This window comes from Roseibium sp. R5 (assembly GCF_055755305.1).
In genome coordinates this window covers 1,773,383-1,795,365 of the sequence record NZ_CM146910.1, presented here as the reverse complement: position 1 = coordinate 1,795,365, position 21,983 = coordinate 1,773,383, and the positions used below count along the sequence as shown (strand labels likewise).

Sequence of the window (21,983 nt, the reverse complement as noted above, 5' to 3'; positions counted from 1 at the left end):
CTCTCCTTGACATCAATACCTGACCGGGCAGCGTACCGCCCGGCATTGGACTTAGCTGTTCAAAGAACAGGCTCAGGCGGCCTGAGCGTGTTTCGCTTTTTCGGTTTGGAAGGCCCAATCCAGCCAAGACGTCAGCGCTTTCAGATCGCTGGTCTCAACGGTTGCCCCTGCCCAGATCCGAAGACCGGATGGTGCATCCCGGTAAGCGCCGATGTCATAGGCAACGCCTTCACTGTCGAGCAGGGAAACCATGCCCTTCGCGAAAGTGGCTTGCTGCTCATCTGACAGCGCCAGAATGTCCGGATCAACCACGGTCAGACAGACGGACGTGTTGGACCGGTTGGCAGGATCCTTCGGCAGAAAATCGACCCAAGACGTCTGATCAACCCAGTCAGCCAGAACCTGAAGGTTGCCGTCAGCGCGCGCCACAAGACCGGCCAAACCACCGAGATCGTCAGCCCATTTCAGAGCATCGAGATAGTCTTCAACGCACAGCATAGACGGGGTATTGATCGTCTCGCCGCGGAAAATCCCTTCAATCAGCTTCCCGCCTTTGGTCAGGCGGAAAATCTTCGGCAAGGGCCAAGCCGGAGAATAGGTTTCAAGGCGTTCGACAGCGCGCGGGCTGAGGATCAGCATGCCATGTGCGGCTTCACCGCCAAGCACCTTTTGCCAGGAAAACGTCACCACATCGAGCTTGGCAAAGTCCAGCTCCTGCGCGAATGCGGCCGAAGTCGCATCGCAGATTGTCAAACCTTCACGGTTCGCTGGAATCCAGTCTCCGTCCGGCACACGGACGCCGGATGTGGTCCCATTCCAGGTGAAGACGACATCATTCGAAAAGTCGACCGTCGAAAGGTCCGGCAGCTCGCCATAAGGCGCTTCTATCTTGCGGACATTTTCCAGCTTCAGCTGTTTGACCACATCGGTCACCCAACCAGATCCGAAGCTTTCCCAGGCAAGCATGTCGACGCCGCGGGCACCGAGCAGCGACCACATGGCCATTTCAACTGCGCCGGTATCGGAAGCCGGAACGATGCCAATGCGGTAATCGTCCGGCACGTTCAGCACCTTGCGTGTCAGCTCAATGGCTTCCGCAAGTTTGGCCTTGCCCGGCTTGGCGCGGTGCGACCGTCCAAGCGGCGCATCGGAAAGCGCTTCCAGCGACCAGCCGGGACGCTTGGAACAGGGACCAGAAGAAAAATTAGGATTGGCCGGACGCACGTCCGGCTTGGAGATTACTATGCTCATTTCAAGTCTACCCTCACAGATAGGAGCCCCTCGTTGGGGAGGGGTGGCCCACCTATGGGGATAAAGCTGAACGGCATTTACGTCAATTCAATTGCGAGAAAGACGACAAAAAGGGCTGGTCGATGACCAGCCCTTTCGTCAACGTATGCTGAATGATCAGAAATTACTCGTGATCGGCCCGGCTGGATAATATGCCGGAGCCGCTGCAGGTGCGTTGAATGTGTAGCGCGCACCAATGCGGAATTCGTGAGCGGTCAAGTCTTCCCACACTTCACGGGACTCACCCGTACCAACGTTATAAAGCTTCACGGTTTTTGCTTCGCCAAGGTCCTTATACCGGTAACCCGCATCAATGCTCCAATTCGGCGTCACAGCGTATTCTGCACCTGCCATCAAGGCCCAGGCAAAATTCCAATCGCCGTTGCTGCCGTCGTAGCTGGAGAACGTACCGTCCGGGTTGAGGGACGTTTTGTTGCTGGCGCTCACGTATGACGCACCGATACCGGCACCGACATAAGGTGTGATCCGGTTCCAGGTCGCAAGATCGACATAACCGTTCAGCATGACGGTCCAGACGTCGATATCGGCCTTCTCGGTTGAGAATTGGCCTGCAGCCGCACAGCCACCACACGGCGCGTAGCCGGTTGCAGTTGCCTTGGCTTCATAATCGACCGTAACATCACTTCTGAAGTAGCGGTTGAACTGATAACCGACACCTGCGCCAATCATCCAGGTGTTGTCGAGGCTTTCGCGCTCATAGCGCAGCCCACCGATCGCGGAGTCGCTGAAACTTCCACTGGGGTCGCCGTAGACTTTGTAGCCGATATCACCGCGCAAGTAGAAACCGCCAACGGCCGCAGGGGCGACCGGAACGTGTTCAATGACCGGCGTCGGCAAGTCTGCTGCAAAACCCGCAGTGGACAGCACAACAGCAAAGCCGGTCAAAGACAAACGTTTAAAAAATTTATCCATGTCTTCGTCCTCTTTCGATGTAGCGTCTGCATTTCATTGCCGACACACCAATCTCGAGGCCAAAGATGACGCGTATTCATTAAGGTTGACTTAACTGTGTTCTTTAACCGAGTTTTTTTACGTAAATGAATGGTAAATTCTACACCTTGCTTTTTACCAAACATTAAAAAAGCCAGCTGAATCAGCTGGCTTTATTGTTAAGAACGTAAGTGAATCTCAGAGGGGGCAGGCGCTACGCAGCGGAAGATGCAACAACCCCTGCAATATCGTTCACAACTTGTTTAACCAAATCCGCGTCATCGCCTTCAGCCATAACCCGAATCAAAGGTTCTGTACCAGAAGCCCTGATCACGAGACGGCCGGATGTACCCAGACGGGCTTCACCGTCCTCAATCGCAGATTTTACCTCGGAATGCTGGAGCGGCGCGCCGCCTTTGTAACGGACGTTTTTCAGGATTTGCGGAACAGGTTCAAACCGGCGGCAAACTTCTGACACGGGTTTATCCTGCTGCTTGATGCAAGCCATAATCTGTAGTGCCGCGATCAGCCCGTCACCCGTGGTCGCGAAGTCCGACAGAACAATATGGCCAGACTGCTCCCCGCCCACGTTGAAGCCATTGGCGCGCATATGTTCGACCACATAACGGTCGCCGACCTTCGTGCGCTCAAGTCCGAGCCCCAGATCCCCCAAATACCGTTCCAGGCCAAGATTGGACATAACAGTTGCAACGATGCCATTGCCTGCCAAGTGGCCATTGGCTTGCCAGGATTGGGCGACCACCGCCATCAACTGGTCACCGTCAACTACGTCCCCGTTTTCATCTACGATGATCACCCGGTCCGCATCGCCATCAAGAGCGATGCCGATGTCGGCGCGCACTTCATGAACCTTCTTGGACAATGCATCTGTGGAGGTCGACCCGCAGTCCTTGTTGATGTTGAACCCGTCCGGAGACACGCCCATCCGGATTACATCCGCACCGAGCTCAAAAAGAGCATCCGGTGCGACTTTGTAGGCGGCGCCATTGGCGCAATCGACGACGACCCGCAGGCCTTCAAGGCTCATCTTACGCGGCAAGGTACGCTTGGCCGTTTCAATGTAGCGCTCTTGAGCCCCGTCAATTCGTTTGGCCCGTCCAAGCTCCTGAGCGCTTGCAAGATGTGGTGTCAGATCACTTTCGACGAGTTCTTCGATGGACTTCTCGATATCGTCACTCAGCTTGAATCCGTCAGGCCCAAAGAACTTGATGCCATTGTCCTGGAAGGGATTGTGAGACGCGGAGATCATGACACCAAGATCGGTACGTAAAGAACGGGTCAGCATCGCAACGGCAGGGGTTGGAAGAGGCCCGAGCAGGAAAACATCCATACCGACCGACGTAAAACCTGCCACCAGAGCGTTTTCCAGCATGTAACCGGACAGTCTTGTGTCTTTTCCGATGACAACACGATGGCGATGACCGCCATTCTTAAACACCAGGCCCGCCGCCATGCCGATCTTAAGAGCCATTTCCGCGGTCATAGGATAGGCATTCGCCTGTCCGCGAATACCGTCGGTGCCAAAGAACTTGCGCATAAACCAAACCTTGTCGTTTTCGAATCTTTGTCGTTGTAACCGAGATTACCGGCGCCGTGTGTCACATCTTATGAGCAAATGTTACCACCGGCAGCCAATTGATATCTATCCAAACACATGAAAAATGCCCGGTGAGACACCGGGCACTTTAATTGTTCAATAGAGGAGCGTTTTAGGCCTGAGGCTGAGGCTCCATGCCGCCGCTCGGCTCATCGCCGCCGCGCTTTGCGCCCGCTTTCGGCACCGCAGACGACCGACCGATCGGCTGATCGTCATCGGTGTCGCGCACCGGCGGCTTGCCATCGAGAAGATCCTTGATCTCATCGCCTGAAAGCGTCTCGTATTCGAGTAGACCTTTCGCAATGCTGTGCAACTGGTCCTCGTGATCACCAAGGATCTTCTTCGCTGTCTCATATCCCTGATTAACGAAGGATTTGATTTCAGCGTCGACTATCTTCTGGGTCTCATCCGCAACGCTCTGGTTTTTCGCAACGGAATGACCGAGGAAAACCTCTTCCTGGTTTTCGCCGTAGAGCAACGGACCAAGCTTGTCCGACATACCGAATTGGGTTGCCATCGCACGGGCGAGTTTGGTCGCCATCTGGATATCGCCAGATGCACCTGAAGTCACCTTCTCATATCCGAAGATCATTTCTTCAGCCACACGACCACCCATAGCAACAGCGAGATCGGCCTTACACTTGGCACGTGTCAACGACACCTGATCTTTTTCCGGCAACCGCATAACCATACCAAGCGCGCGGCCGCGCGGGATGATCGTCGCCTTATGGATGGGATCAGAAGCTTCCTGATGAAGAGCAACCAGAGCATGGCCAGCTTCATGGTAGGCAGTGAGCTTCTTCTCTTCCTCAGTCATTACCAAGGTGCGGCGCTCTGCACCCATCATGACCTTGTCCTTGGCGTCCTCGAACTCGGCCATCGTGACCAAGCGCTTGGACCGGCGTGCTGCAAGTAGGGCAGCCTCGTTTACGAGGTTCATGAGATCTGCACCCGAGAAGCCCGGTGTGCCGCGTGCCAGTGTGCGCACATCGACATCCGGAGCCAGTGGTACTTTCCGCATGTGAACCTTGAGGATCTTTTCGCGGCCAGTCACGTCTGGGTTCGGAACGACAATCTGGCGGTCGAAACGACCAGGGCGCAAAAGCGCAGGATCAAGAACGTCCGGACGGTTGGTGGCCGCGATGATGATGATGCCCTCGTTCGGCTCAAAGCCGTCCATCTCTACGAGAAGCTGATTGAGCGTCTGCTCGCGCTCATCATTACCACCACCAAGGCCTGCACCGCGGTGACGGCCAACGGCGTCAATCTCATCGATAAAGATGATGCAGGGTGCGTTTTTCTTGGCCTGCTCGAACATGTCGCGGACGCGGCTTGCACCTACGCCAACAAACATCTCGACGAAGTCAGAGCCGGAAATCGTGAAGAACGGTACGTTTGCTTCACCTGCAACCGCTCGGGCGGTTAGGGTCTTACCAGTACCTGGAGGGCCGACCAGCAGCACGCCGCGCGGGATCCGACCGCCAAGCCTCTGGAATTTTTGCGGATCGCGCAAGAATTCGACGATTTCCTGCAAATCTTCCTTGGCTTCGTCGATGCCGGCAACGTCTTCGAATGTGACCCGGCCGTGCGCTTCGGTTAGCAGTTTCGCCTTGGACTTGCCAAAGCCCATGGCCTTGCCACCGGAGCCTTGCATCTGCCGCATCACGAAAATCCAGATGCCAAGAATGATCAGCATTGGAAGCCAAGAGAACAGCGCGCCGAGGAGCGGTGAACTTTCGGCCGGCGGACGCGCGTTGATCAACACGCCTTTGGTGCGGAGTTCTTCGACATATTGCGCACCTTCGGGCGCGTACGTCTGGAACGGACCCGTCGTCGAGCTGCCCGAGATCTTCTGTTCCTGAATGGTCACCGATCGCACGTCGCCGCGATCGACTTTATTCATGAACTCGGAGAAAGCGATCTCGTCCGTTGCACTGTTCTGTGTTGGGCTCTGAAACAGCTGGAACAAAGCGATCAGCAGAAGGGCGATTATCACCCAGAGCGCGAAGTTGCGAAAATGTGCGTTCATTTCTATCCCTTAACCGCCCGACGCGACTTTATTAGAATGCGCGCGGTTACATTTCTTTCAGCGAAGATAGGTCGCCCATAGCCCTATGCCAAGGTGGTGCGCCATATTGCGCATGCACACTGACTATTTTCTTAAGAGACACCCCTAACAGATGTTTGCGCCCGCGAAAACCGCGGAAATCCTAAGACCCCTCAAGATCGGTCCTATAGTTACCGGCCAATTTTGCCGGAACGGGGATCCGCTGAAGTGAAATTTCGCACCCTCCACTCCGCGCATCATGCCAAATCAAAGATGCCGCAGAGCGAACACCCACCGGCCCGTTTCCGATCCAGAACACCGGCGCGCTTTCAAACGCCTCCTTTGGCCACCCATTTGGCCAGGAAATTTGCCGCCGGTCGACCGGCGCATTGAACAGCGGGCCGAGGCTGACTGTCATACCGTTCGGCGGCGCCCCCTCGGCGGCTTGAACATCGAACAGATAGCGGGCGTCCCATTTCCCCTCTCCGCTGAGGTTCTCAAGAACCACAGGCGGTGATCGGCCGATTTCTTTCCAAACAAATAGAGTATCCCGTTTCATTTCCACAACGGCCCCACCCAGTGTTTGGCGCCCCACCTTGTTGTTCAAAATCCAGTGATCGAGGGCTTCGATCTTCCGCAACTTCGGCTGATACACCCGGCCAGTCACCCGCTCGATCATGAGTATGAGCAAACGCAGCCTGAATTCTTCTGACTGAGCGCGAAACATCTGCGTCGACGTCTTGACCGGTCCCGCCGGATGTTCCTCGACATGCTGACGAAAAAGCTCCGCTAGGACCGTTTCCAGAGCCTCGCGCGCACGCCTTAGCTGCCGTGCTGTTGTGGCAATCCGGCTCGGCGACAAACCCTCTTCGGCGAGACTGCTCGAAATCGACCGCAACCGGCTGCGCTTGTACTTCAAACTCTTATTTGAAGGATCTTCACACCATTTTTGACCTCGGTCTTCCAAGGTCGCCAAAAGACGGCCTTTGGGCACACCGAGAAACGGGCGTAGCAAACGAAGACCGGCGGGTCCGTCAGGTTCATCTGATGCCATGGCGCCAAGCCCGTTCAATCCGCTCCCACGGGTCAAACGATCGAGAAACGTTTCAGCCTGGTCATCTAGATGATGCGCGAGAAGAACGGCTTCAAAACCCGACACAGCTGTCTGTTTTGCGATCAGTTGGTACCGCGCGTCGCGCGCCGCCTCTTGGACGCCAGTTTCCGGTTTGTCATCCGTCCATTTCAAAATATGGCAGTGCAAACCATGTTGTTCGCTCAATTCCCGAACGAAGCACGCTTCTTCAGCGCTTTCTGGGCGCAGCTTGTGATCAACAACGACCACCTCGCAAGCTCCTTCCCAGTCTCGTCTCGATCGCCATTCACAAAAGGCGATCAGCAGGCAAACTGAGTCTCCACCGCCAGAGACAGCAAGAGCAATCTTTGAAAAGTTGTTTAATGAATGAAATAGTTGGTCAATTTCCCGGTCAGTGAGCCCGGAATAGGGATCCGGCTGGTTACGAACACTGGGCACTTTGGCGTTCATCCCGCGCTTGTGACAAAACCGCCGGCGCAGCATTTGGAAATTTGCTCAAGAGTTCGGAAAACGTCGCACAAGCAACATCGGTTTCGCCGAGCCCGCGCAACGAAACTCCGAGTTTCAGCAAACTGTCCGGACTTTTTGAATTGCCGGGATGATCCCGGTAGGTTTTCAAAAACGCGTCCGCAGCCTCGCGATAGTTCTGCTGGGCCAGGAGGCTTTCGCCGAGCCAATACTGCGCATTGGCCGCCAGCTGATTGTCTGGATAACTTTCCAGGAATGTGCGAAATCCGGCCTCAGCCGCTGCATAATCTCCATTCACTGCCATGGAATACGCGCGGTCGTAGTCCGTCCGCGGGTCACCACTTCCAATGATACCGGCAATCTGGTCATCGTCTGTCGAAAACTCAGGGCTGGGTGTGGAGTCTGAAGCTGCCCCGGGTGGCACGACTTGACCTTGTGCCAGAGACGATAAATCAATCGGTCCATTCAAAGGAGTACCTGTACCGCCTTCATATCCGCCCGATTGGGACCAATCACCGTCCCCAGAGCCATCAGCAGGAAGGGTCGCAAATCCGCCGCCGGATGCGACCAGGCTTCCAGACTGAGGTGTACCATCCGGCGCCAGCCCAGGTGAAGCGTCTGACCGTTTGCCGGGGGTCCCGCCTTCAAGCTGCTGAAAACGGTACTCGTTGTCTTCTTGCATCCGGCGCATTTGATCTTGCAATTCACGCATTTGAAACGCCATTTGCTCGAGTTGACCGGTCAAGACCCGAATTTGTTCTTCCAACTGACCGATACGGACACTGGAATCGTCATTCCGTTTTCCGAAAAGCTGCGCATGAGATGGCGTTGCCACTGAGATGAGCATTACGGCCAATACAGGGCATACCAGCCTGTAAAATTGTTTCATTCGTCCCTCCGCTGTGCAGCCACTTGTCATATACCAATACCGATAAATGGAAAGCCATCTGATTGGCAGGGAGAGGTTCTCACCCGTATGGCCACACGCTGAATTCTAGCGCAAATGGCGCTCCGAGTTCGGCCAAATTTTGACAAACAAACCGGGAAAGGGCGTGTTTTTGCTCCGGGCAAATAAAAACGCCGGGCTGAACCCGGCGTTTTTAGCGTTATTCGGACACTGATCAGTTGGTCGCGTTGTTCAGCACGGTGACCGCCCGCCGGTTCTGTGACCAGCAGCTGTTGTCGTTACAAACGGCGACCGGCCGCTCTTTGCCGTAGGAAATCGTTTTGATCCGCGACGCTGAGACACCCTGGGATACGAGGTAGTCCCGCGCGGCTTGGGCGCGCCTTGCACCAAGCGCAATGTTGTATTGGCGCGTACCACGCTCATCAGCATGACCTTCCACGGTAATCGTGTACTTCGAATACCGGTTAAGCCACTTTGCCTGGTTGGCAAGCGTGGCCTGCCCCTGCGAATTCAGGGTGGATTGGTCTTCTTCGAAGAACACCCGATCCCCGACATTCACCACGAAATCCTGCCCGGTCCCCGGCTTGACGTTGGTCGCCAACCCGTCCGGCTTGGTTTGCGCGCACGCTGCGGCAAATAGGACTGCAAAACAGACTGCAATCCAACGCGCCCCGCTGGAGGCACTCACCATATTGAACATTCCTGTCTCCTTACCCCAGCCCGCTAAACCGGCTTTCCAAATGCGCCCCCACATTTTGGTAAACGCTTTCTAGCCAAAGTCGGTTAATGCGCTCTCAATAAGGCTGGTAAACACTTCGTTATTCGTTGTCTCAGTCGATCAATGGCGACCAAGACGGATCTGATGCAAATGCCGGTGTTTCCAGCCTTTGTTCATTGTAGCCGGTCAAATCGACGGTCCAGACCTGCGGACCTCCGTTTGCGCCCGGCGTATCACGGAAGAACACCAGAACCCGGCCATTCGGAGCCCAGGCTGGTCCTTCGTTGTGATATCCCTCTGTCAGAATCCGCTCGCCTTTGCCATCCGGCCGCATCACACCGATCATGAACCGGCCTTGGTGCTGTTTGGTAAAGGCAATCAGGTCGCCCCGCGGAGACCAGACCGGTGTCGAGTAGCGTCCCGGGCCAAAGGAGATCCGCTGAGCCTGGCCGCCAGCTGCACTCATCACATAAAGCTGCTGTGAGCCCCCCCGATCGGATTCAAAAACGATACGGCCGCTATCCGGAGAGAAAGACGGGCTGGTATCAATGGCGGCTGTGTTGGTCAAGCGGGTCGTCTGCCGCGACCGCAAATCCATTTTGAAGATGTTTGCGTTGCCTCCCTGCTGCAAACTCATGACCACGCTCTGTCCATCGGGTGAAAACCGCGGCGCAAAGGTCATCCCCGGAAAATTGCCCACGATCTCGCGCTGCCCGGTCTCGATGTTCAAGAGGTACACACTTGGATCCGCACCTGCATAAGACATGTAGGTGATTTCCTGGCTCGTCGGCGAAAAACGCGGTGTCAAAACCAGATCATCACCCCGGGTGAGGTAACGAACATTGGCGCCGTCCTGATCCATTAGTGCCAAGCGTTTTACGCGCTTGTCTTTCGGCCCCGTCTCGTCGACAAACACGATGCGCGTGTCAAAATAGCCTTTTTCGCCGGTGAGACGCTCGTAAACGGCATCCGCAATGATATGGGCGAGCCGCCGCCAGTTTTCCGGTGTCGTATAGAACTGTTGCCCAAGCATCTGCTCTGCCGCAAAGACATCCCAAAGCCGGAATTCAGCGCGCAAGCGGCCATCCGCCTGCTTTGTCACGGTTCCCGTCACAAGCGCCTGTGCACTGATCGTGCGCCAATCCCCAAAGCGCGGGGTGGAATTCACGCTCATGTTCTTCTGTATGAAGCTCGCTGGATCGAGAGGATTAAAGAGACCGGACCGTTTGAGATCCGCCGCGATCACCGCGGTCATGTCAGCGGCCAGTTTGCTGTCGCCACCTTCTGCAGAGAACTGCGGCAAGGCAATCGGCAGCGGTTCGACATTCCCCTGAGTGATGTCGATTTCAACCAGCGCAGCAGCCGGGATCGGACTGAGTACTGCTAGGAGTGCAACAAACCCACCGCGGACGCGGGCCGAGGACCCGACGAACCCTAAAAAATGTTTCCAAATCTGACGCATGAGCAATACAGCTCCTTCACCTTTGGGTTCCGACTGCGAAATCGGCTTAGCCCCCGAGCATCTCTCTCGGGTCAAAATTGATAATCACTTCCTGCCAGGCATCATATTTCGCAATTGGCAGGCTGTATGGCTGGCAGCGCATCACAGCACGGACCGCACTGCTTGCTGCTGCGCGGAAGGCCGGATTTGCATTGGAATTCATGACTTCCGGACCATTGGACACTTCGCCGTTCTGCGACAGGTTGAAACGAACCCGCACATTCAGATCTTCCGCACCCACGGCCCCAACAGGAGGGCTCCAACACATAGCAACTTGGGAGCGTAACGCATCCAACTCCGATTGGGTCATGCGGATGTTCGGCGCACCTTGCCGTGTTCCCAGAGATGCAGGCGTATCAGGTTGTCCCCCGGCCTGGCCGGCTGGCTCCACCTTGTTGAGCAGGGCCGCAACGTCGTTGACGATAGATTCATCCCGCGGCTCCTGTCGCTGCGGCCGTGGCGGCGCCGGTTTTGTCCTTGGTGCAACGCTTGTCAGAATCGGCTGCACAGCCGGTGCGGCTTCCTGCTGAGGTACAGGCTCCGGTTCAGGAGCCGGCTCTGGCTCAGCAGCTGGTACCGGTTCGGGCGCAGGTGCAGGTTCCGGGGCATCTTCAGGCTCTGCGACTGGTTCCGGTTCAGGCGGCGTCGGAGTTGGCGCTGGTGCCGGCGTGGGAGGCGAGGGCTGCTGAACTTGACTGTCACCAGGTTTGTCGGCCGGTTGCGGGGTGTCTTCAGCCGGTGTATCGCTCGGCTGCAGCGCCGCCACGTCCCGGACTTCAGCCGTTTTCTCACCTAAGCGAAGCTGCGTAAATTCCTCGATTGGAACGAGATCCACCGGCAGCGTTTCGACTTGAGGAACGGAAAAACTCTTTGCGTCCGGAAAGGCTATCAAGCCCCAGACCAAAAAAACCGAGTGACCGGTCAAAGACGCAATGAGACCTGCGCGCATTCTGCGTTACGAGTCCCGTTCTTCCAGAGTGACAAGGCCGAGCCGTTTAAAGCCGGCCGCGTTGATCCGGCCCATGAGTTTCATCATGGTGCCGTAATCAGCATCCTGATCTCCACGCACGTAGATGCGTTCTTCGTACCCGTTGGCCGCAATTGCCTCCAATTTGGGAACGACCTCATCAATGAGGATCGGAGTATCCTGAATAAAAATTTCGCCTGCCGAATTGATGGAAATCGTTATCGGCTCGGTGTCCCCTTCCAGGGCCTTCGCACGTGTCTCCGGCAGGTCAATCGGCACACCGACCGTCAACAATGGCGCTGCGACCATAAAAATGATGAGCAACACCAGCATCACATCGACGAAGGGTGTGACGTTGATCTCACTTATCGGCAGACTGCGCCGCCGGCGCCGTCCGCGGCGGCTGCCACCTGCTTGTCCACCACCGGCCTGCATGCCCATGGATCAGGCCCTCTCGTCGATCTGCCGCGACAAGATCGCGGAGAACTCGTCAGCAAAGCCTTCCATACGAGCAACCGCCCGGCCGACATCCGAGGAGAATTTGTTGTATGCGATAACCGCAGGAATAGCGGCCAGAAGACCCAGAGCCGTCGCAAACAGAGCTTCCGCGATACCAGGAGCCACGACCGCAAGGTTCGTGCTCTCAGACGCCGCGATCGCCTGGAATGCAGTCATGATGCCCCAAACTGTTCCAAACAGTCCGATGAACGGAGCAGATGACCCAACGGTCGCCAGGATCAGCAACCGGTTTTCCAGCCGCTCCTGCTCGCGCTGGATTGTGACATCCATAACGCGGTCGATCCGTTGCTGAAGGCTTCCAATCGCCGGGCGCGCGCCCTCATGACTGCGCTTCCATTCCCGCATGGCCGCAACAAAAAGCGCCGCCATGGAATGGTTCACCCGATTGTGCAGCGTTCCGTAAAGCTCTTCCAAAGACTGACCGGACCAGAACACGGTTTCGAACCGGTTCATTTGCCGTTTTGTCTTTCCGAAAATCATGATCTTGTCGACAATGATTGCCCAGCACCAAACCGATGCAGCAAGCAGTCCCAACATTACGATCTGTACGACAATGTGCGCTTGCCAGAACAAGCCATAAAAAGAAAGGTCGCCTTTCGGCGCCGCCAATGTCGTTTCGACTAGTGTTTCCATAAACCCAATGACCTCTCGGCCGAATGATGCGTGTTGCATTCAGAGTACCGGCGCCCCGATTGCACCGATCACGGGGGAATTCGCCCCTATTCGCCGACCGCTTCTCTGACGTTTGATTTTGTCAAAACTGGGACTTATTACGCGCAATTGCGCGCTTTTCTAAAAGAATCAATTAAGGTTACTGCAAGATTAACGCGACCCGGTCGCACCGCTTATTTTTGCCGCTGGCGCGCTCAATTATGCGTCAGCGTTTGCCCGCAAACAGCGAAGTCAGTCTAGCTCGGAAGGCCTGTGTTTTAGCAGCTTTTCCGAAAGGGCTGACGGAAGACGGGTTGGCCGACCTTCAGATGAAATGACAGCAACGGTCACTGCCGCCGACACAAGCAGTTCATCACCTCTGTAAATGAGTTGATCAAGCTTGATCCTGGCGCCTTTATACTCAGCTAGAGACGTCTGCACTTCCAGGACATCATCGATCTTCGCAGGTTTCTGGAAATCCAAGGTCATTGTGCGCACGGCAAAAGCCAGCGATGTGCCATCGTCCCCTTCTGCCAACTCACTGTGGTGAATACCGATCAGCCTCAAAAAGTCGGATCGGGCCCGCTCAAAGAAACGGACATAGGCACCGTGGTAGACGATCCCTGTGAAATCGGTGTCCTCATAGTAGACGCGTACGGGCAGAACGTGACCGCTTTGGTCCAAACGGCCTGCGAGATCCGGCCAATCACTCACGATAGTGTCTCCACAAATCCAAAAAGGGCTTCCCGATCAAGAGACCGGAAAGCCCATAACTCAACTGATTTAGGAAGACGGTCAGGCTGCTGCAACCTCGTTGAGAAATTTTTCGACAGATCCTCTCAAGCGATCCGCCTGTTGTTTCATCTCAATCGTCGCAGACAACATGTCATCAACCGCGCGAGAATTCTCAGTTACACCGTCGTTGAGAGACGCAACCGTGGTGGCAACAGAACGGGTCCCGTCGGCAGCTTCGGCGACGTTTCTGGAAATTTCGTTCGTCGCAGCGCCCTGTTGCTGTACCGCATCCTGGATGGTGGATGTGTACTCATTGACTTCTCCAACGGACTCCGAAACACGCGCGATTTCCGCGACCGCCTCTGTGGTGGACGCCTGAATGGCTGCAATCTGCGTTGAAATCTCTTCGGTCGCCTTGGCCGTTTGCCCCGCAAGCGACTTCACTTCAGAAGCAACAACAGCAAACCCGCGGCCCGCCTCACCAGCGCGTGCGGCCTCAATCGTCGCATTGAGTGCCAGCAGATTGGTCTGTTCGGCAATCTCGGAGATCAGGGAGACAACGTCACCAATCCTGTTGGCAGCTTCAGCCAACCCAGAAATTTTACCGTTAGACACCTGCGCAGCAGTGGTTGTTTGAGCCACGATGCCGGCCGTGGTTTCGACCTGGCGGGAGATTTCTGAAATCGAAGCATTCAGCTCTTCTGTTGCAGAGGCAACAGCCTGCACATTTGCAGATGCGTTTTCGGACGACACCACGGCGGTTTGTCCTTCGTCTGCTGCAGCTCCAGATCGCTCACGTAATTCTGCCGTGACGGCTTCAACCCGGCCAATATTGGCTTCAACCAACTCCAGAACGCCTTGGGCTTCTGCGCGGAACCCATTGATCAACGCATCGATATGTTTCTCGCGCTTTTCGCGAGCAATATGGCCAACTTTCCGTTCAGCAGCCAACCTCTCGCGCTCAACCGAGTTGTCTTTGAAGACTTCAATACAGCGCGCCATCTCGCCGATCTCATCCGAGCGTTCGGTCGCATGCACAGGGACTTCAAGATCACCGTCTGCAATTTGCCGCGCTGCCGCAGATAGTCCTTGGAGCGGCGCAAACATTCGGCCCGTCACCCACCAGATGACACCAACGATTGGGACCAGGCACAAGAACCCGGAAATGACCGCGCCATAGGTAATCCGGTCGGCAGCAGCAGACAGCTTGGTCTGGAGAACAGCATCCACAATCCCGTAAGGCATGTTTGCGAATGAGGCGTCAGCTTCTGCATACCGATAGTCGTTCCCATCCAAAACAAGTGTTTCATTGCCCGCATAGACCGTTTGCTTGTCGTGGACAACTTCAGCAGCCCCTGCCGCGTCCAGACCGACCAACTGCCCGGCAGTGTCAATCAGGAATACCTTTTCGCCATCTTCAAGTTCACCAGATCCGCTGACCAGGTTTGCGAAGTTTGCCATGTTCACAGAGAAGGCCGCGGCACCAAAAAACCGGTCGAGATAGAAAACCGGCGTAGCGATGATCATGGAAACTTTGCCGTCTTCGCCGGTCGTGAACCCTGATGTAAAGATCTGACCCGCTTCGATCGTCTCATTCGCCACCGCATCGAACAGTGGGCTGAATGCGATTTGCACAGGGTGCCCGGAGATCTCAGCATCGCCGATGTGAAACGCGAACTCATCGCCTTTGGCATAAGTATAGGTAATTACACCATCCGGAGTTGCCAGCGCCACATCCGAGAACACGCCCTGGCTGACCAGATCCTGGAAGATCGGGTGCACCACTTTGTGGTTGTTCGTGTACTGGTTCCCTTCCGCGGGCTCAATCAGCAAGTGCCGCTCGTCCGGAGAATGCGGGTTGTTGGTGACGTAGATCCCGCGCAGGATCGCGTTCTGGCCTTCTTTGAGGTTCTTCCAGCCAACAAGCGTTTTCATCAGGCTGTTCTTGGCATCTTCGAGCGATGCAAAGAATTTGGCACTGTCAGCTGCCTGACCCAAGGCGAGTTCAGCGACTTTCAATTTCGCTTTGGTTCCGCTTTGCAAAGCGGCATCCGCCTGACCATTTGCTACATCGCGCGAAAGCGTCGATGTAACTGTGACAATCGCGATGCACATTGTGAGTGCACCGGCCAAGAACATAACAGCAAGTTTAGTTGAAAGCCGCTTACGCATAGGTCCCCCCAGAATTCGAGCGAACCCTAGGAAAGAATCGGAAATTATTGGTTAACTAGTAAAAATCCCTACCGTTAAAACTGCAGACATCTTTAGAAGCATTTGCTCCAGTGTAAATGTCTGCCGAAACCTCGAGGAACGCTCGGTTTAAGGGTCACTGATCAGAATCGAGGAACAAACCCATTTGCGGCCCATCCGGCCGCGACGGCACAGCAAGACCAAGATGCGAGAATGCGGTTGGCGTCAATATGCGTCCACGCGGCGTCCGCTGCAAAAATCCGTTTTGTATAAGGTAGGGTTCCACGATTTCCTCAATCGCGTCGCGCGGTTCCGATAGGGCGGCTGCAATCGTCTCAATCCCAACCGGGCCACCGCTGAAGTTGACGGCGATCTGATTGAGATAACGCCGATCCAGGCTATCGAGCCCGGCGCCATCGACCTCCAGCTGCCGCAAGGCCTTGTCCGCCAGGGCTCGGTCGACCTTCTCAGCACCTTCAAAAACTGCAAAGTCCCGAACCCGGCGCAGCAGGCGACCCGCGATCCGGGGCGTTCCGCGGGACCGTTTTGCGATCTCATGGGCGCCGTCTTCCGCCATACCAATCCCAAGGATGGACGCGCCACGTTTTACGATATGCTCCAGCTCCGGCACCGTATAGAACTCAAGACGCACCGGAATACCAAACCGGTCGCGCAGAGGCGTTGTGAGAAGTCCGAGACGCGTGGTGGCTGCAACCAGTGTGAATTTCGCAAGATCAATCTTCACTGAGCGCGCGGCTGGCCCCTCTCCGATGATCAGATCCAGCTGATAGTCTTCCATCGCAGGATAGAGGACTTCCTCAACGGCCGGATTGAGTCGATGGATCTCGTCAATAAAAAGAACGTCGCGCTCTTCCAGGTTTGTCAGAAGAGCTGCCAGGTCACCCGCCTTGGCAATGACCGGGCCGGAAGTCGCCCGGAAGTTCACGCCAAGTTCGCGCGCCATAATCTGGGCAAGGGTTGTTTTGCCGAGCCCGGGAGGCCCGACGAACAAGACGTGGTCCAGCGCTTCCCCACGCGCCTTGGCCGCACCAATGAAGACCTTCAGATTCGCTCGGGCTTGCGCCTGGCCGACAAAGTCATCAAGCGCTTGCGGGCGCATTGTGCTGTCGATCTCATCGCCCCGGATTTCCGGAGAGACGATGCGCTGGTCATCCGACATGGCTGACCACCACGAACAACAAGACGAGCAAGGACAGAGAGTAGGCGACTCGGATGGCATAGAATTTCCGGAACTGTTTCCGGACAAAAGGGTCATCGGTCTCAATCCGGCGCCCCTTGATCGCAAACGGCCGATCACCAACCGTCAGAGAAAACCGATGGTCCAGATACATGATCCCGCCGATCCCGAGCACGACGAAAGAAATCGCAATAACGGCATAGGTAAAAACAATCATCCCGCTAGCTCCTTCAGCCCAAGACGTATCAAGGTTTCCGTTGTCGCATCTTCACCCGCAGACTGCATCGCCTTGGCAACAGCGGCACTCGCCTGAGGTTGCCCATAACCAAGATTTGTCAAGGCCGATACGGCCTCTGCCACAGGACGAGCCGCCACATTGTCCGCCACCGTCTGAGAGACAGCTATCGTATCCTGATCAATGCTCGCAAGGCCGGGCGCCTTGTCTTTCAGCTCGCTGAGGATCCGCTCTGCAACCCGCTTGCCCACACCTGGCGCACGCGAGATCGTGGCCTTGTCGCCCAGCGCGATCGCATTGGCAACTTCGCTTGCCTTCAAAATCCCGAGTATGCCCAGCGCCACCTTTGCACCAACGCCCTGCACCGTCATCAGGATGCGGAACCATTCCCGTTCGGTTTCCGCTGCAAATCCATAAAGGCGAATCATGTCTTCGCGCACGATTGTCTCGATAAACAGAACGGCTGCTTCCCCAGCCCGCGGCAGCGCTTGCAAAATCCGGGACGGGCAATGCACCTGGTACCCGACGCCATGAACATCAAGGATCACGTGATCCTCTCCATAGCTGTCGATTGTTCCCTTCAGTTTCCCGATCATGCAGCCCCCAAGGCTTTGAGTTGCGCAGCTGTGCTCGCCCGGTGCTGGGCATGACAGATGGCAATCGCAAGTGCATCTGCTGCGTCATCTGAATTGAAGGTTGCCCGTGGCATCAAGACCTTCACCATAGCCCGGATCTGTTCTTTTTCCGCGTGCCCGGTCCCGACCACGGTTTTCTTCACCAGATTCGGAGCATATTCCGCGACCGATAGCCCGGCCAGCGAAGGAACAAGAAGCGCCACGCCGCGCGCTTGACCGAGCTTCAGAGTTGCCCCTGCATCCTTGTTGACAAAGGTGTGCTCGACGGCGGCCTCTGCCGGATTGTGCTGACGCACAACAGCGGTCAACCCGTCATGCAACTCGACCAGGCGCTCTGCAAGGCTCTTCTTGTTATCGGAAGTCACCGTCCCTGAGGCAATGAAGGAGAGCCGGTTTCCAGCCGCCTCGATCATGCCCCACCCGGTCCGCCGGAGGCCGGGGTCAATGCCCAGCAATCGAATCGCATGTGTCATGGAACAAATCGGTAACAAAACTTGCCCATTGACGCCAGCTAAAGCGCTGCTTACGAACATTTCCCACAGCGCCCTGCCGCAAATTGCGAGATTGCATGTTCGACACTCTGGCGTCTTTTTCCCCGCAGTTGCTGGTTTTTCTGGCGGTGATCCTGTTTGTTGCCGGGTATATCCGAGGCTTTGCAGGATTTGGCGCAGGAATGATTTTCATGCCGGTCGCCGCAAGTGTGATGCTCCCCTCAACGGCGGCCGCCACATTTCTCTTTATCGACAGCATCGTCTCCTTACCTCTGGTCCGCCGGGCGATCCATTTGTGTGACTGGTCGACGGTGCTTCCTGCAGTGATTGGATCTGTCCTATTTGTCCATGCCGGAGCGTGGCTTCTGGCGACTATGGATGTATTGACCTTGCGTTGGATAATAAGTGCTGTCGTCGCAGGCACCCTGGCGCTCGTGGTGTCCGGTTGGCGCTATCAGAAACACCCAACACCTCAGGTTTCATTTGGCGTTGGAGCAGTGTCCGGAGTTCTGGGCGGTGTCTCACAGGTATCTGCACCGCCGGTTGCTGCTTTCTGGCTTTCCGGCAGGAACGACACACCAGTCATCCGCGCCAACCTCATTATGTTTTTCCCGCTGGCAAGCATAGGAACTTTTGCCGCCTACATACTGAATGGATTTTTCACGGTTGAAGTCGCCCGGCTTCTCGTCCTCGCCATACCGGTATACGGAATTGCGCTTTATCTCGGGTCCAAAGGCTTTACCGGTTCAAATCAGCGGACATACAGATGGATCGCAAACCTGCTCATCGCCATTGCAGCCATTACCAGCCTGCCACTACTAGACCCCTTACTCCGTTAGTTTCGCCTGCCACTTGGTAGACTTTTCTCGCATCAAACGGTCAAGTTCTGCCGAAAACTCTTCCGAAGTTTCGCACGTTTGAGCCAAAACACTTAAGGCAACCAATGCCGCATCGGCCGCTTCCTCGCGCACATCGTGAAGGGTATGCACTTTGTAGGCACTTCCGGGCGCATCAGTGACAGACAGCACAGCTTCAGCCAATTCGCCGGTCTACTCGGACAGTTTCAAGGTGCGTTGAAGGAGAGACTTCGGATCCGCTTCGGTGAGTTCGAAAATTTGAAACATATCGTTGAGCCTTGGATTCAATGATCAAAATGAAAAACCCCGGAAAATCCGGGGTTTGACAATCGGTGTTTTAAAGATCTTAGGAAGCCAGTTGCGCCATGGTTTCTTCATCAACATCGAAGTTGGTGTAGACGTTCTGGACGTCATCATCATCTTCCAGCATGTCGATCAGTTTCATCAGCGTCTGGGCCTTGTCGGCATCAACGGGAGTCAGGTTCTGCGGCTTCCAGATGATTTTTGTGGAGTCTGCTTCGCCCAGCGCCTCTTCCAATGCCTTTGCGACATCGTTGAGATCTTCAAATGCTGTATAGATCGTGTGTCCGTTTTCATCGGATTGAACGTCTTCAGCACCAGCTTCGATGGCCGCTTCAAGAACAGCATCCGCCTCGCCAGCTTCCGGCTTGTAGATGATCTCGCCAACACGGTCGAACATGAAAGACACAGAACCGGTTTCGCCAAGAGACCCGCCACACTTGGTGAAGTAGGAGCGAATGTTGGACGCCGACCGATTGCGGTTATCTGTCAGGGCTTCAACGACAACAGCAACGCCAGCCGGACCATAACCCTCATAGCGAATTTCGTCATAACTTTCAGCATCACCAGCTTGCGACTTGTTAATCGCGCGCTGAATGTTGTCTTTCGGCATGGACTGAGCTTTGGCGTTGTTCACCGCCAGGCGCAAACGCGGATTGGAGTCCGGATCAGGGTCTCCCATCTTCGCTGCGACAGTAATTTCCTTGGACAGTTTAGAGAACATCTTGGAACGAACGGCGTCCTGACGTCCCTTGCGGTGCATGATGTTCTTGAATTTTGAATGGCCTGCCATGGCTCTTCTCGGCTCTCAGTCGGATTTGCTTTTAACGAAAACTGCGCCGCTTATATGCAAGTTGGCGCGGAAAATCCAGTTCCTGAAAATGCGGAACTAGCTTGCGGCCCAGAAAGGCGGCAGGACCGGCTCAAGACGCCCGCCGATTCTGACCGGCGCTATCGCTTGGGCCAGTCCGGTCCGATCATCTGTTTCGATCGCTACACCACAAATGGTCGGGGCACCTGTCGCCGGCGTGAATCTGGAGCCTGGGATCTTGCGCTGAAAGCGATTGACCGGCTCTTCCTTATCCATGCCCAGCACACTGTCATAAGCACCGCACATGCCGGCATCCGACATGTAGGCCGTGCCGTTTTCCAAAATCTGGTGATCTGCCGTCGGAACATGGGTATGCGTGCCAACCACCAGGCTGACCCGGCCGTCAAGGAAGTGGCCCATCGCCTGTTTCTCGCTGGTAGCTTCTGCATGAACATCAATAATAATGGCATCTGCGACATCTGCGAGCGGGCAATCGCCAACCACCTTGTCAATCGCCGCAAACGGATCATCGAGAGCATCCATGTAGACACGCCCCATGACGTTCGCGACCATGACCTGGGCGCCATTGCGCGCTGTAAAAAGATGCGCGCCCCGGCCAGGCGTCCCGGCCGGGTAGTTGACCGGCCGCAGCAAACGGTCCTGACGTTCGATGTAGACGAGTGTATCCCGCTGGTCCCAAACATGGTTGCCAGTGGTCACCACATCTGCACCAGCATCCAACACGTCTTGGAGGATCACTTCGGTGATGCCGAAACCGGATGCTGAGTTTTCACCGTTGACGATGACAAAATCGAGCTGCTGTTCTTCTACCAGGTCCGGCAGTTGTTCAATGACTGCCGTTCGGCCGACACGGCCCACCAAATCCCCCAGAAAAAGAATACGCATCAAACCTCACAGCACGCGGACTTTGCCAAACGGCCATCCATTAGCAGAACGATCGGTAGCCGTCTTCCGTTAATATCCCAGCGAGGGGTCTGTCGTGCTCTTCTGCCGGGACAAGCTCCACTTCCTGCAAGGCAAACGCAAGGCCAATGCAAAGAAGCGGCCCTGATTTCTCAAGAGCAGAAATCGCGGTGTCATAATGGCCTTTGCCGTACCCGATCCGATTGCCCTGCCGGTCGAACCCCGCAAGCGGCATCAACAGAACATCCGGGCGCAACTCTTCTGCATCTAGTCCGGGTGCCATTGTGCCAAAACCGGCATCTTCCATTGCACATCCACGGTCCAGCTTCCGGAAAATCAAATGAGGGTCTGCGACAACTGGCAAACACAAGGTATGGCCGCTTTGACGAAGACGGTCGAGCAGCGGACGCGGATCGATCTCGTCCCGGATCGGCCAAAAACCTGCAACGATTGCCCCAGCGGGGATCGGGAGATCAGAAACGTGATCGGCGAGCGCCAAGCTTTTCTCGATCCGCACGACCTCGGCCATGGCCTTGCGGCGCGCCAAAGCTTCTTTGCGGAGCTGATGTTTTTCGTCTGCGAGTGAAAGGTTTGAAGTCATGGGCGCTCATATCATCTAATTTGACCGGCCCGGCTTGAACGAGACATGCTCAAGCTGCGTAGCCACCCGACCGTTGGATGTGCAATCCCGGAGAACCTACAAAGTAGGTGGGCGCCGTATGCAACGGACCACGGCCCAAAGCAGGGACAGCTCCCTAAGGAATGCGTAAGGCCCCGGGGATAAGTGTCCTGACAAATCGGGCAGCCACGATTACCGCATATAGAGGCAAGCCCGCGCAATTACCAGTGCGGCGCCGCGTTGATCACAAACGAAGTC

At 55.8% G+C, this 21,983-nt stretch carries 21 protein-coding genes and 1 other RNA gene; 1 reads left to right on the top strand and 21 read right to left on the bottom strand.

The genetic code is table 11. From position 1 onward, the window contains the following. Window positions 1-72: 72 nt before the first annotated feature. From AC0J4F_RS08405 to ruvC, 17 genes are all read right to left on the bottom strand, one after another. Window positions 73-1,251 (bottom strand): phosphoserine transaminase, encoded by a 1,179-nt coding sequence (locus AC0J4F_RS08405; protein ID WP_473025950.1) that lies wholly within the window; start codon window positions 1,249-1,251, stop codon window positions 73-75. A gap of 156 nt (window positions 1,252-1,407) precedes the next feature. After that, window positions 1,408-2,223, bottom strand: coding sequence for an outer membrane protein (locus tag AC0J4F_RS08400; RefSeq protein ID WP_166672791.1), 816 nt, complete (start codon window positions 2,221-2,223; stop codon window positions 1,408-1,410). Window positions 2,224-2,455: 232 nt separating this feature from the next. Then, on the bottom strand, window positions 2,456-3,799 hold the full coding sequence (gene glmM / locus AC0J4F_RS08395; RefSeq protein WP_473025949.1) for a phosphoglucosamine mutase: 1,344 nt from the start codon (window positions 3,797-3,799) through the stop codon (window positions 2,456-2,458). Between the two features lie 172 nt (window positions 3,800-3,971). Continuing rightward, window positions 3,972-5,888, bottom strand: a complete 1,917-nt coding sequence (gene ftsH, locus AC0J4F_RS08390; protein WP_133951456.1) for an ATP-dependent zinc metalloprotease FtsH — start codon at window positions 5,886-5,888, stop codon at window positions 3,972-3,974. Window positions 5,889-6,069: 181 nt separating this feature from the next. Beyond that, window positions 6,070-7,449, bottom strand: a complete 1,380-nt coding sequence (gene tilS / locus AC0J4F_RS08385) for a tRNA lysidine(34) synthetase TilS (RefSeq protein WP_473025948.1) — start codon at window positions 7,447-7,449, stop codon at window positions 6,070-6,072. Continuing rightward, a complete protein-coding gene (gene ybgF, locus AC0J4F_RS08380; protein ID WP_473025947.1) occupies window positions 7,421-8,356 on the bottom strand; it encodes a tol-pal system protein YbgF in 936 nt (311 codons plus the stop codon). Before ybgF ends, tilS begins: the two co-directional genes overlap by 29 nt. A gap of 232 nt (window positions 8,357-8,588) precedes the next feature. Continuing rightward, window positions 8,589-9,074 carry a peptidoglycan-associated lipoprotein Pal gene (pal, locus tag AC0J4F_RS08375; RefSeq protein ID WP_473025946.1) on the bottom strand — a complete coding sequence of 162 codons (486 nt, stop codon included), beginning with the start codon at window positions 9,072-9,074 and terminating at the stop codon, window positions 8,589-8,591. Window positions 9,075-9,204: 130 nt separating this feature from the next. Continuing rightward, on the bottom strand, window positions 9,205-10,554 hold the full coding sequence (gene tolB, locus AC0J4F_RS08370; RefSeq protein WP_209174800.1) for a Tol-Pal system beta propeller repeat protein TolB: 1,350 nt from the start codon (window positions 10,552-10,554) through the stop codon (window positions 9,205-9,207). A 46-nt stretch (window positions 10,555-10,600) separates the two neighbouring features. Continuing rightward, window positions 10,601-11,542, bottom strand: a complete 942-nt coding sequence (locus tag AC0J4F_RS08365; RefSeq protein WP_473025945.1) for a cell envelope biogenesis protein TolA — start codon at window positions 11,540-11,542, stop codon at window positions 10,601-10,603. 6 nt (window positions 11,543-11,548) lie between these two features. Further along, window positions 11,549-12,001 (bottom strand): ExbD/TolR family protein, encoded by a 453-nt coding sequence (locus AC0J4F_RS08360; RefSeq protein ID WP_133951448.1) that lies wholly within the window; start codon window positions 11,999-12,001, stop codon window positions 11,549-11,551. A 3-nt stretch (window positions 12,002-12,004) separates the two neighbouring features. Beyond that, window positions 12,005-12,712: a protein TolQ gene (tolQ, locus tag AC0J4F_RS08355; protein ID WP_133952038.1), complete on the bottom strand. Its 708-nt coding sequence runs from the start codon at window positions 12,710-12,712 to the stop codon at window positions 12,005-12,007. 270 nt (window positions 12,713-12,982) lie between these two features. Beyond that, complete coding sequence (gene ybgC / locus AC0J4F_RS08350; protein ID WP_133951446.1) at window positions 12,983-13,444, bottom strand: tol-pal system-associated acyl-CoA thioesterase; 462 nt, start codon at window positions 13,442-13,444, stop codon at window positions 12,983-12,985. Window positions 13,445-13,525: 81 nt separating this feature from the next. Beyond that, a complete protein-coding gene (locus tag AC0J4F_RS08345; RefSeq protein WP_473025944.1) occupies window positions 13,526-15,637 on the bottom strand; it encodes a methyl-accepting chemotaxis protein in 2,112 nt (703 codons plus the stop codon). Between the two features lie 154 nt (window positions 15,638-15,791). Further along, the gene (gene ruvB, locus AC0J4F_RS08340) at window positions 15,792-16,835 is read right to left on the bottom strand and encodes a Holliday junction branch migration DNA helicase RuvB (protein ID WP_473025943.1); all 1,044 of its coding nucleotides are present in this window, start codon (window positions 16,833-16,835) and stop codon (window positions 15,792-15,794) included. Continuing rightward, a complete protein-coding gene (locus AC0J4F_RS08335) occupies window positions 16,825-17,070 on the bottom strand; it encodes an endonuclease (protein WP_473025942.1) in 246 nt (81 codons plus the stop codon). The genes ruvB and AC0J4F_RS08335 overlap by 11 nt, the downstream gene beginning before the upstream one ends. Continuing rightward, window positions 17,067-17,684: a Holliday junction branch migration protein RuvA gene (ruvA, locus tag AC0J4F_RS08330; protein ID WP_422021077.1), complete on the bottom strand. Its 618-nt coding sequence runs from the start codon at window positions 17,682-17,684 to the stop codon at window positions 17,067-17,069. Before ruvA ends, AC0J4F_RS08335 begins: the two co-directional genes overlap by 4 nt. Beyond that, window positions 17,681-18,196, bottom strand: coding sequence for a crossover junction endodeoxyribonuclease RuvC (gene ruvC / locus AC0J4F_RS08325; RefSeq protein WP_133951439.1), 516 nt, complete (start codon window positions 18,194-18,196; stop codon window positions 17,681-17,683). Before ruvC ends, ruvA begins: the two co-directional genes overlap by 4 nt. 95 nt (window positions 18,197-18,291) lie before the next feature. Between ruvC and AC0J4F_RS08320 the strand changes: the two genes are divergently transcribed. Further along, complete coding sequence (locus AC0J4F_RS08320) at window positions 18,292-19,053, top strand: sulfite exporter TauE/SafE family protein (protein ID WP_133951437.1); 762 nt, start codon at window positions 18,292-18,294, stop codon at window positions 19,051-19,053. A 364-nt stretch (window positions 19,054-19,417) separates the two neighbouring features. Here the strand turns inward: AC0J4F_RS08320 and AC0J4F_RS08315 are convergent, their stop codons facing one another. The 4 genes from AC0J4F_RS08315 to ssrS form a co-directional block, all read right to left on the bottom strand. Continuing rightward, entirely contained in the window at window positions 19,418-20,164 is a 747-nt protein-coding gene (locus tag AC0J4F_RS08315; RefSeq protein ID WP_420339734.1) for a YebC/PmpR family DNA-binding transcriptional regulator, read from the bottom strand. Between the two features lie 96 nt (window positions 20,165-20,260). Continuing rightward, a complete protein-coding gene (locus tag AC0J4F_RS08310) occupies window positions 20,261-21,088 on the bottom strand; it encodes a TIGR00282 family metallophosphoesterase (protein ID WP_473025940.1) in 828 nt (275 codons plus the stop codon). Window positions 21,089-21,128: 40 nt separating this feature from the next. Beyond that, window positions 21,129-21,707: a 5-formyltetrahydrofolate cyclo-ligase gene (locus AC0J4F_RS08305; protein WP_473025939.1), complete on the bottom strand. Its 579-nt coding sequence runs from the start codon at window positions 21,705-21,707 to the stop codon at window positions 21,129-21,131. A gap of 55 nt (window positions 21,708-21,762) precedes the next feature. Next, window positions 21,763-21,917: non-coding RNA, 6S RNA (ssrS, locus tag AC0J4F_RS08300), on the bottom strand. Window positions 21,918-21,983: the final 66 nt, after the last annotated feature.

Coding starts and splice junctions, on each gene's coding strand:
- AC0J4F_RS08405 (WP_473025950.1), bottom strand. CDS start 1,251: ATGAGCATAGTAATCTCCAAGCCGGACGTGCGTCCGGCCAATCCTAAT.
- AC0J4F_RS08400 (WP_166672791.1), bottom strand. CDS start 2,223: ATGGATAAATTTTTTAAACGTTTGTCTTTGACCGGCTTTGCTGTTGTG.
- glmM (WP_473025949.1), bottom strand. CDS start 3,799: ATGCGCAAGTTCTTTGGCACCGACGGTATTCGCGGACAGGCGAATGCC.
- ftsH (WP_133951456.1), bottom strand. CDS start 5,888: ATGAACGCACATTTTCGCAACTTCGCGCTCTGGGTGATAATCGCCCTT.
- tilS (WP_473025948.1), bottom strand. CDS start 7,449: ATGAACGCCAAAGTGCCCAGTGTTCGTAACCAGCCGGATCCCTATTCC.
- ybgF (WP_473025947.1), bottom strand. CDS start 8,356: ATGAAACAATTTTACAGGCTGGTATGCCCTGTATTGGCCGTAATGCTC.
- pal (WP_473025946.1), bottom strand. CDS start 9,074: ATGTTCAATATGGTGAGTGCCTCCAGCGGGGCGCGTTGGATTGCAGTC.
- tolB (WP_209174800.1), bottom strand. CDS start 10,554: ATGCGTCAGATTTGGAAACATTTTTTAGGGTTCGTCGGGTCCTCGGCC.
- AC0J4F_RS08365 (WP_473025945.1), bottom strand. CDS start 11,542: ATGCGCGCAGGTCTCATTGCGTCTTTGACCGGTCACTCGGTTTTTTTG.
- AC0J4F_RS08360 (WP_133951448.1), bottom strand. CDS start 12,001: ATGGGCATGCAGGCCGGTGGTGGACAAGCAGGTGGCAGCCGCCGCGGA.
- tolQ (WP_133952038.1), bottom strand. CDS start 12,712: ATGGAAACACTAGTCGAAACGACATTGGCGGCGCCGAAAGGCGACCTT.
- AC0J4F_RS08345 (WP_473025944.1), bottom strand. CDS start 15,637: ATGCGTAAGCGGCTTTCAACTAAACTTGCTGTTATGTTCTTGGCCGGT.
- ruvB (WP_473025943.1), bottom strand. CDS start 16,835: ATGTCGGATGACCAGCGCATCGTCTCTCCGGAAATCCGGGGCGATGAG.
- AC0J4F_RS08335 (WP_473025942.1), bottom strand. CDS start 17,070: ATGATTGTTTTTACCTATGCCGTTATTGCGATTTCTTTCGTCGTGCTC.
- ruvA (WP_422021077.1), bottom strand. CDS start 17,684: ATGATCGGGAAACTGAAGGGAACAATCGACAGCTATGGAGAGGATCAC.
- ruvC (WP_133951439.1), bottom strand. CDS start 18,196: ATGACACATGCGATTCGATTGCTGGGCATTGACCCCGGCCTCCGGCGG.
- AC0J4F_RS08320 (WP_133951437.1), top strand. CDS start 18,292: ATGTTCGACACTCTGGCGTCTTTTTCCCCGCAGTTGCTGGTTTTTCTG.
- AC0J4F_RS08315 (WP_420339734.1), bottom strand. CDS start 20,164: ATGGCAGGCCATTCAAAATTCAAGAACATCATGCACCGCAAGGGACGT.
- AC0J4F_RS08310 (WP_473025940.1), bottom strand. CDS start 21,088: ATGCGTATTCTTTTTCTGGGGGATTTGGTGGGCCGTGTCGGCCGAACG.
- AC0J4F_RS08305 (WP_473025939.1), bottom strand. CDS start 21,707: ATGACTTCAAACCTTTCACTCGCAGACGAAAAACATCAGCTCCGCAAA.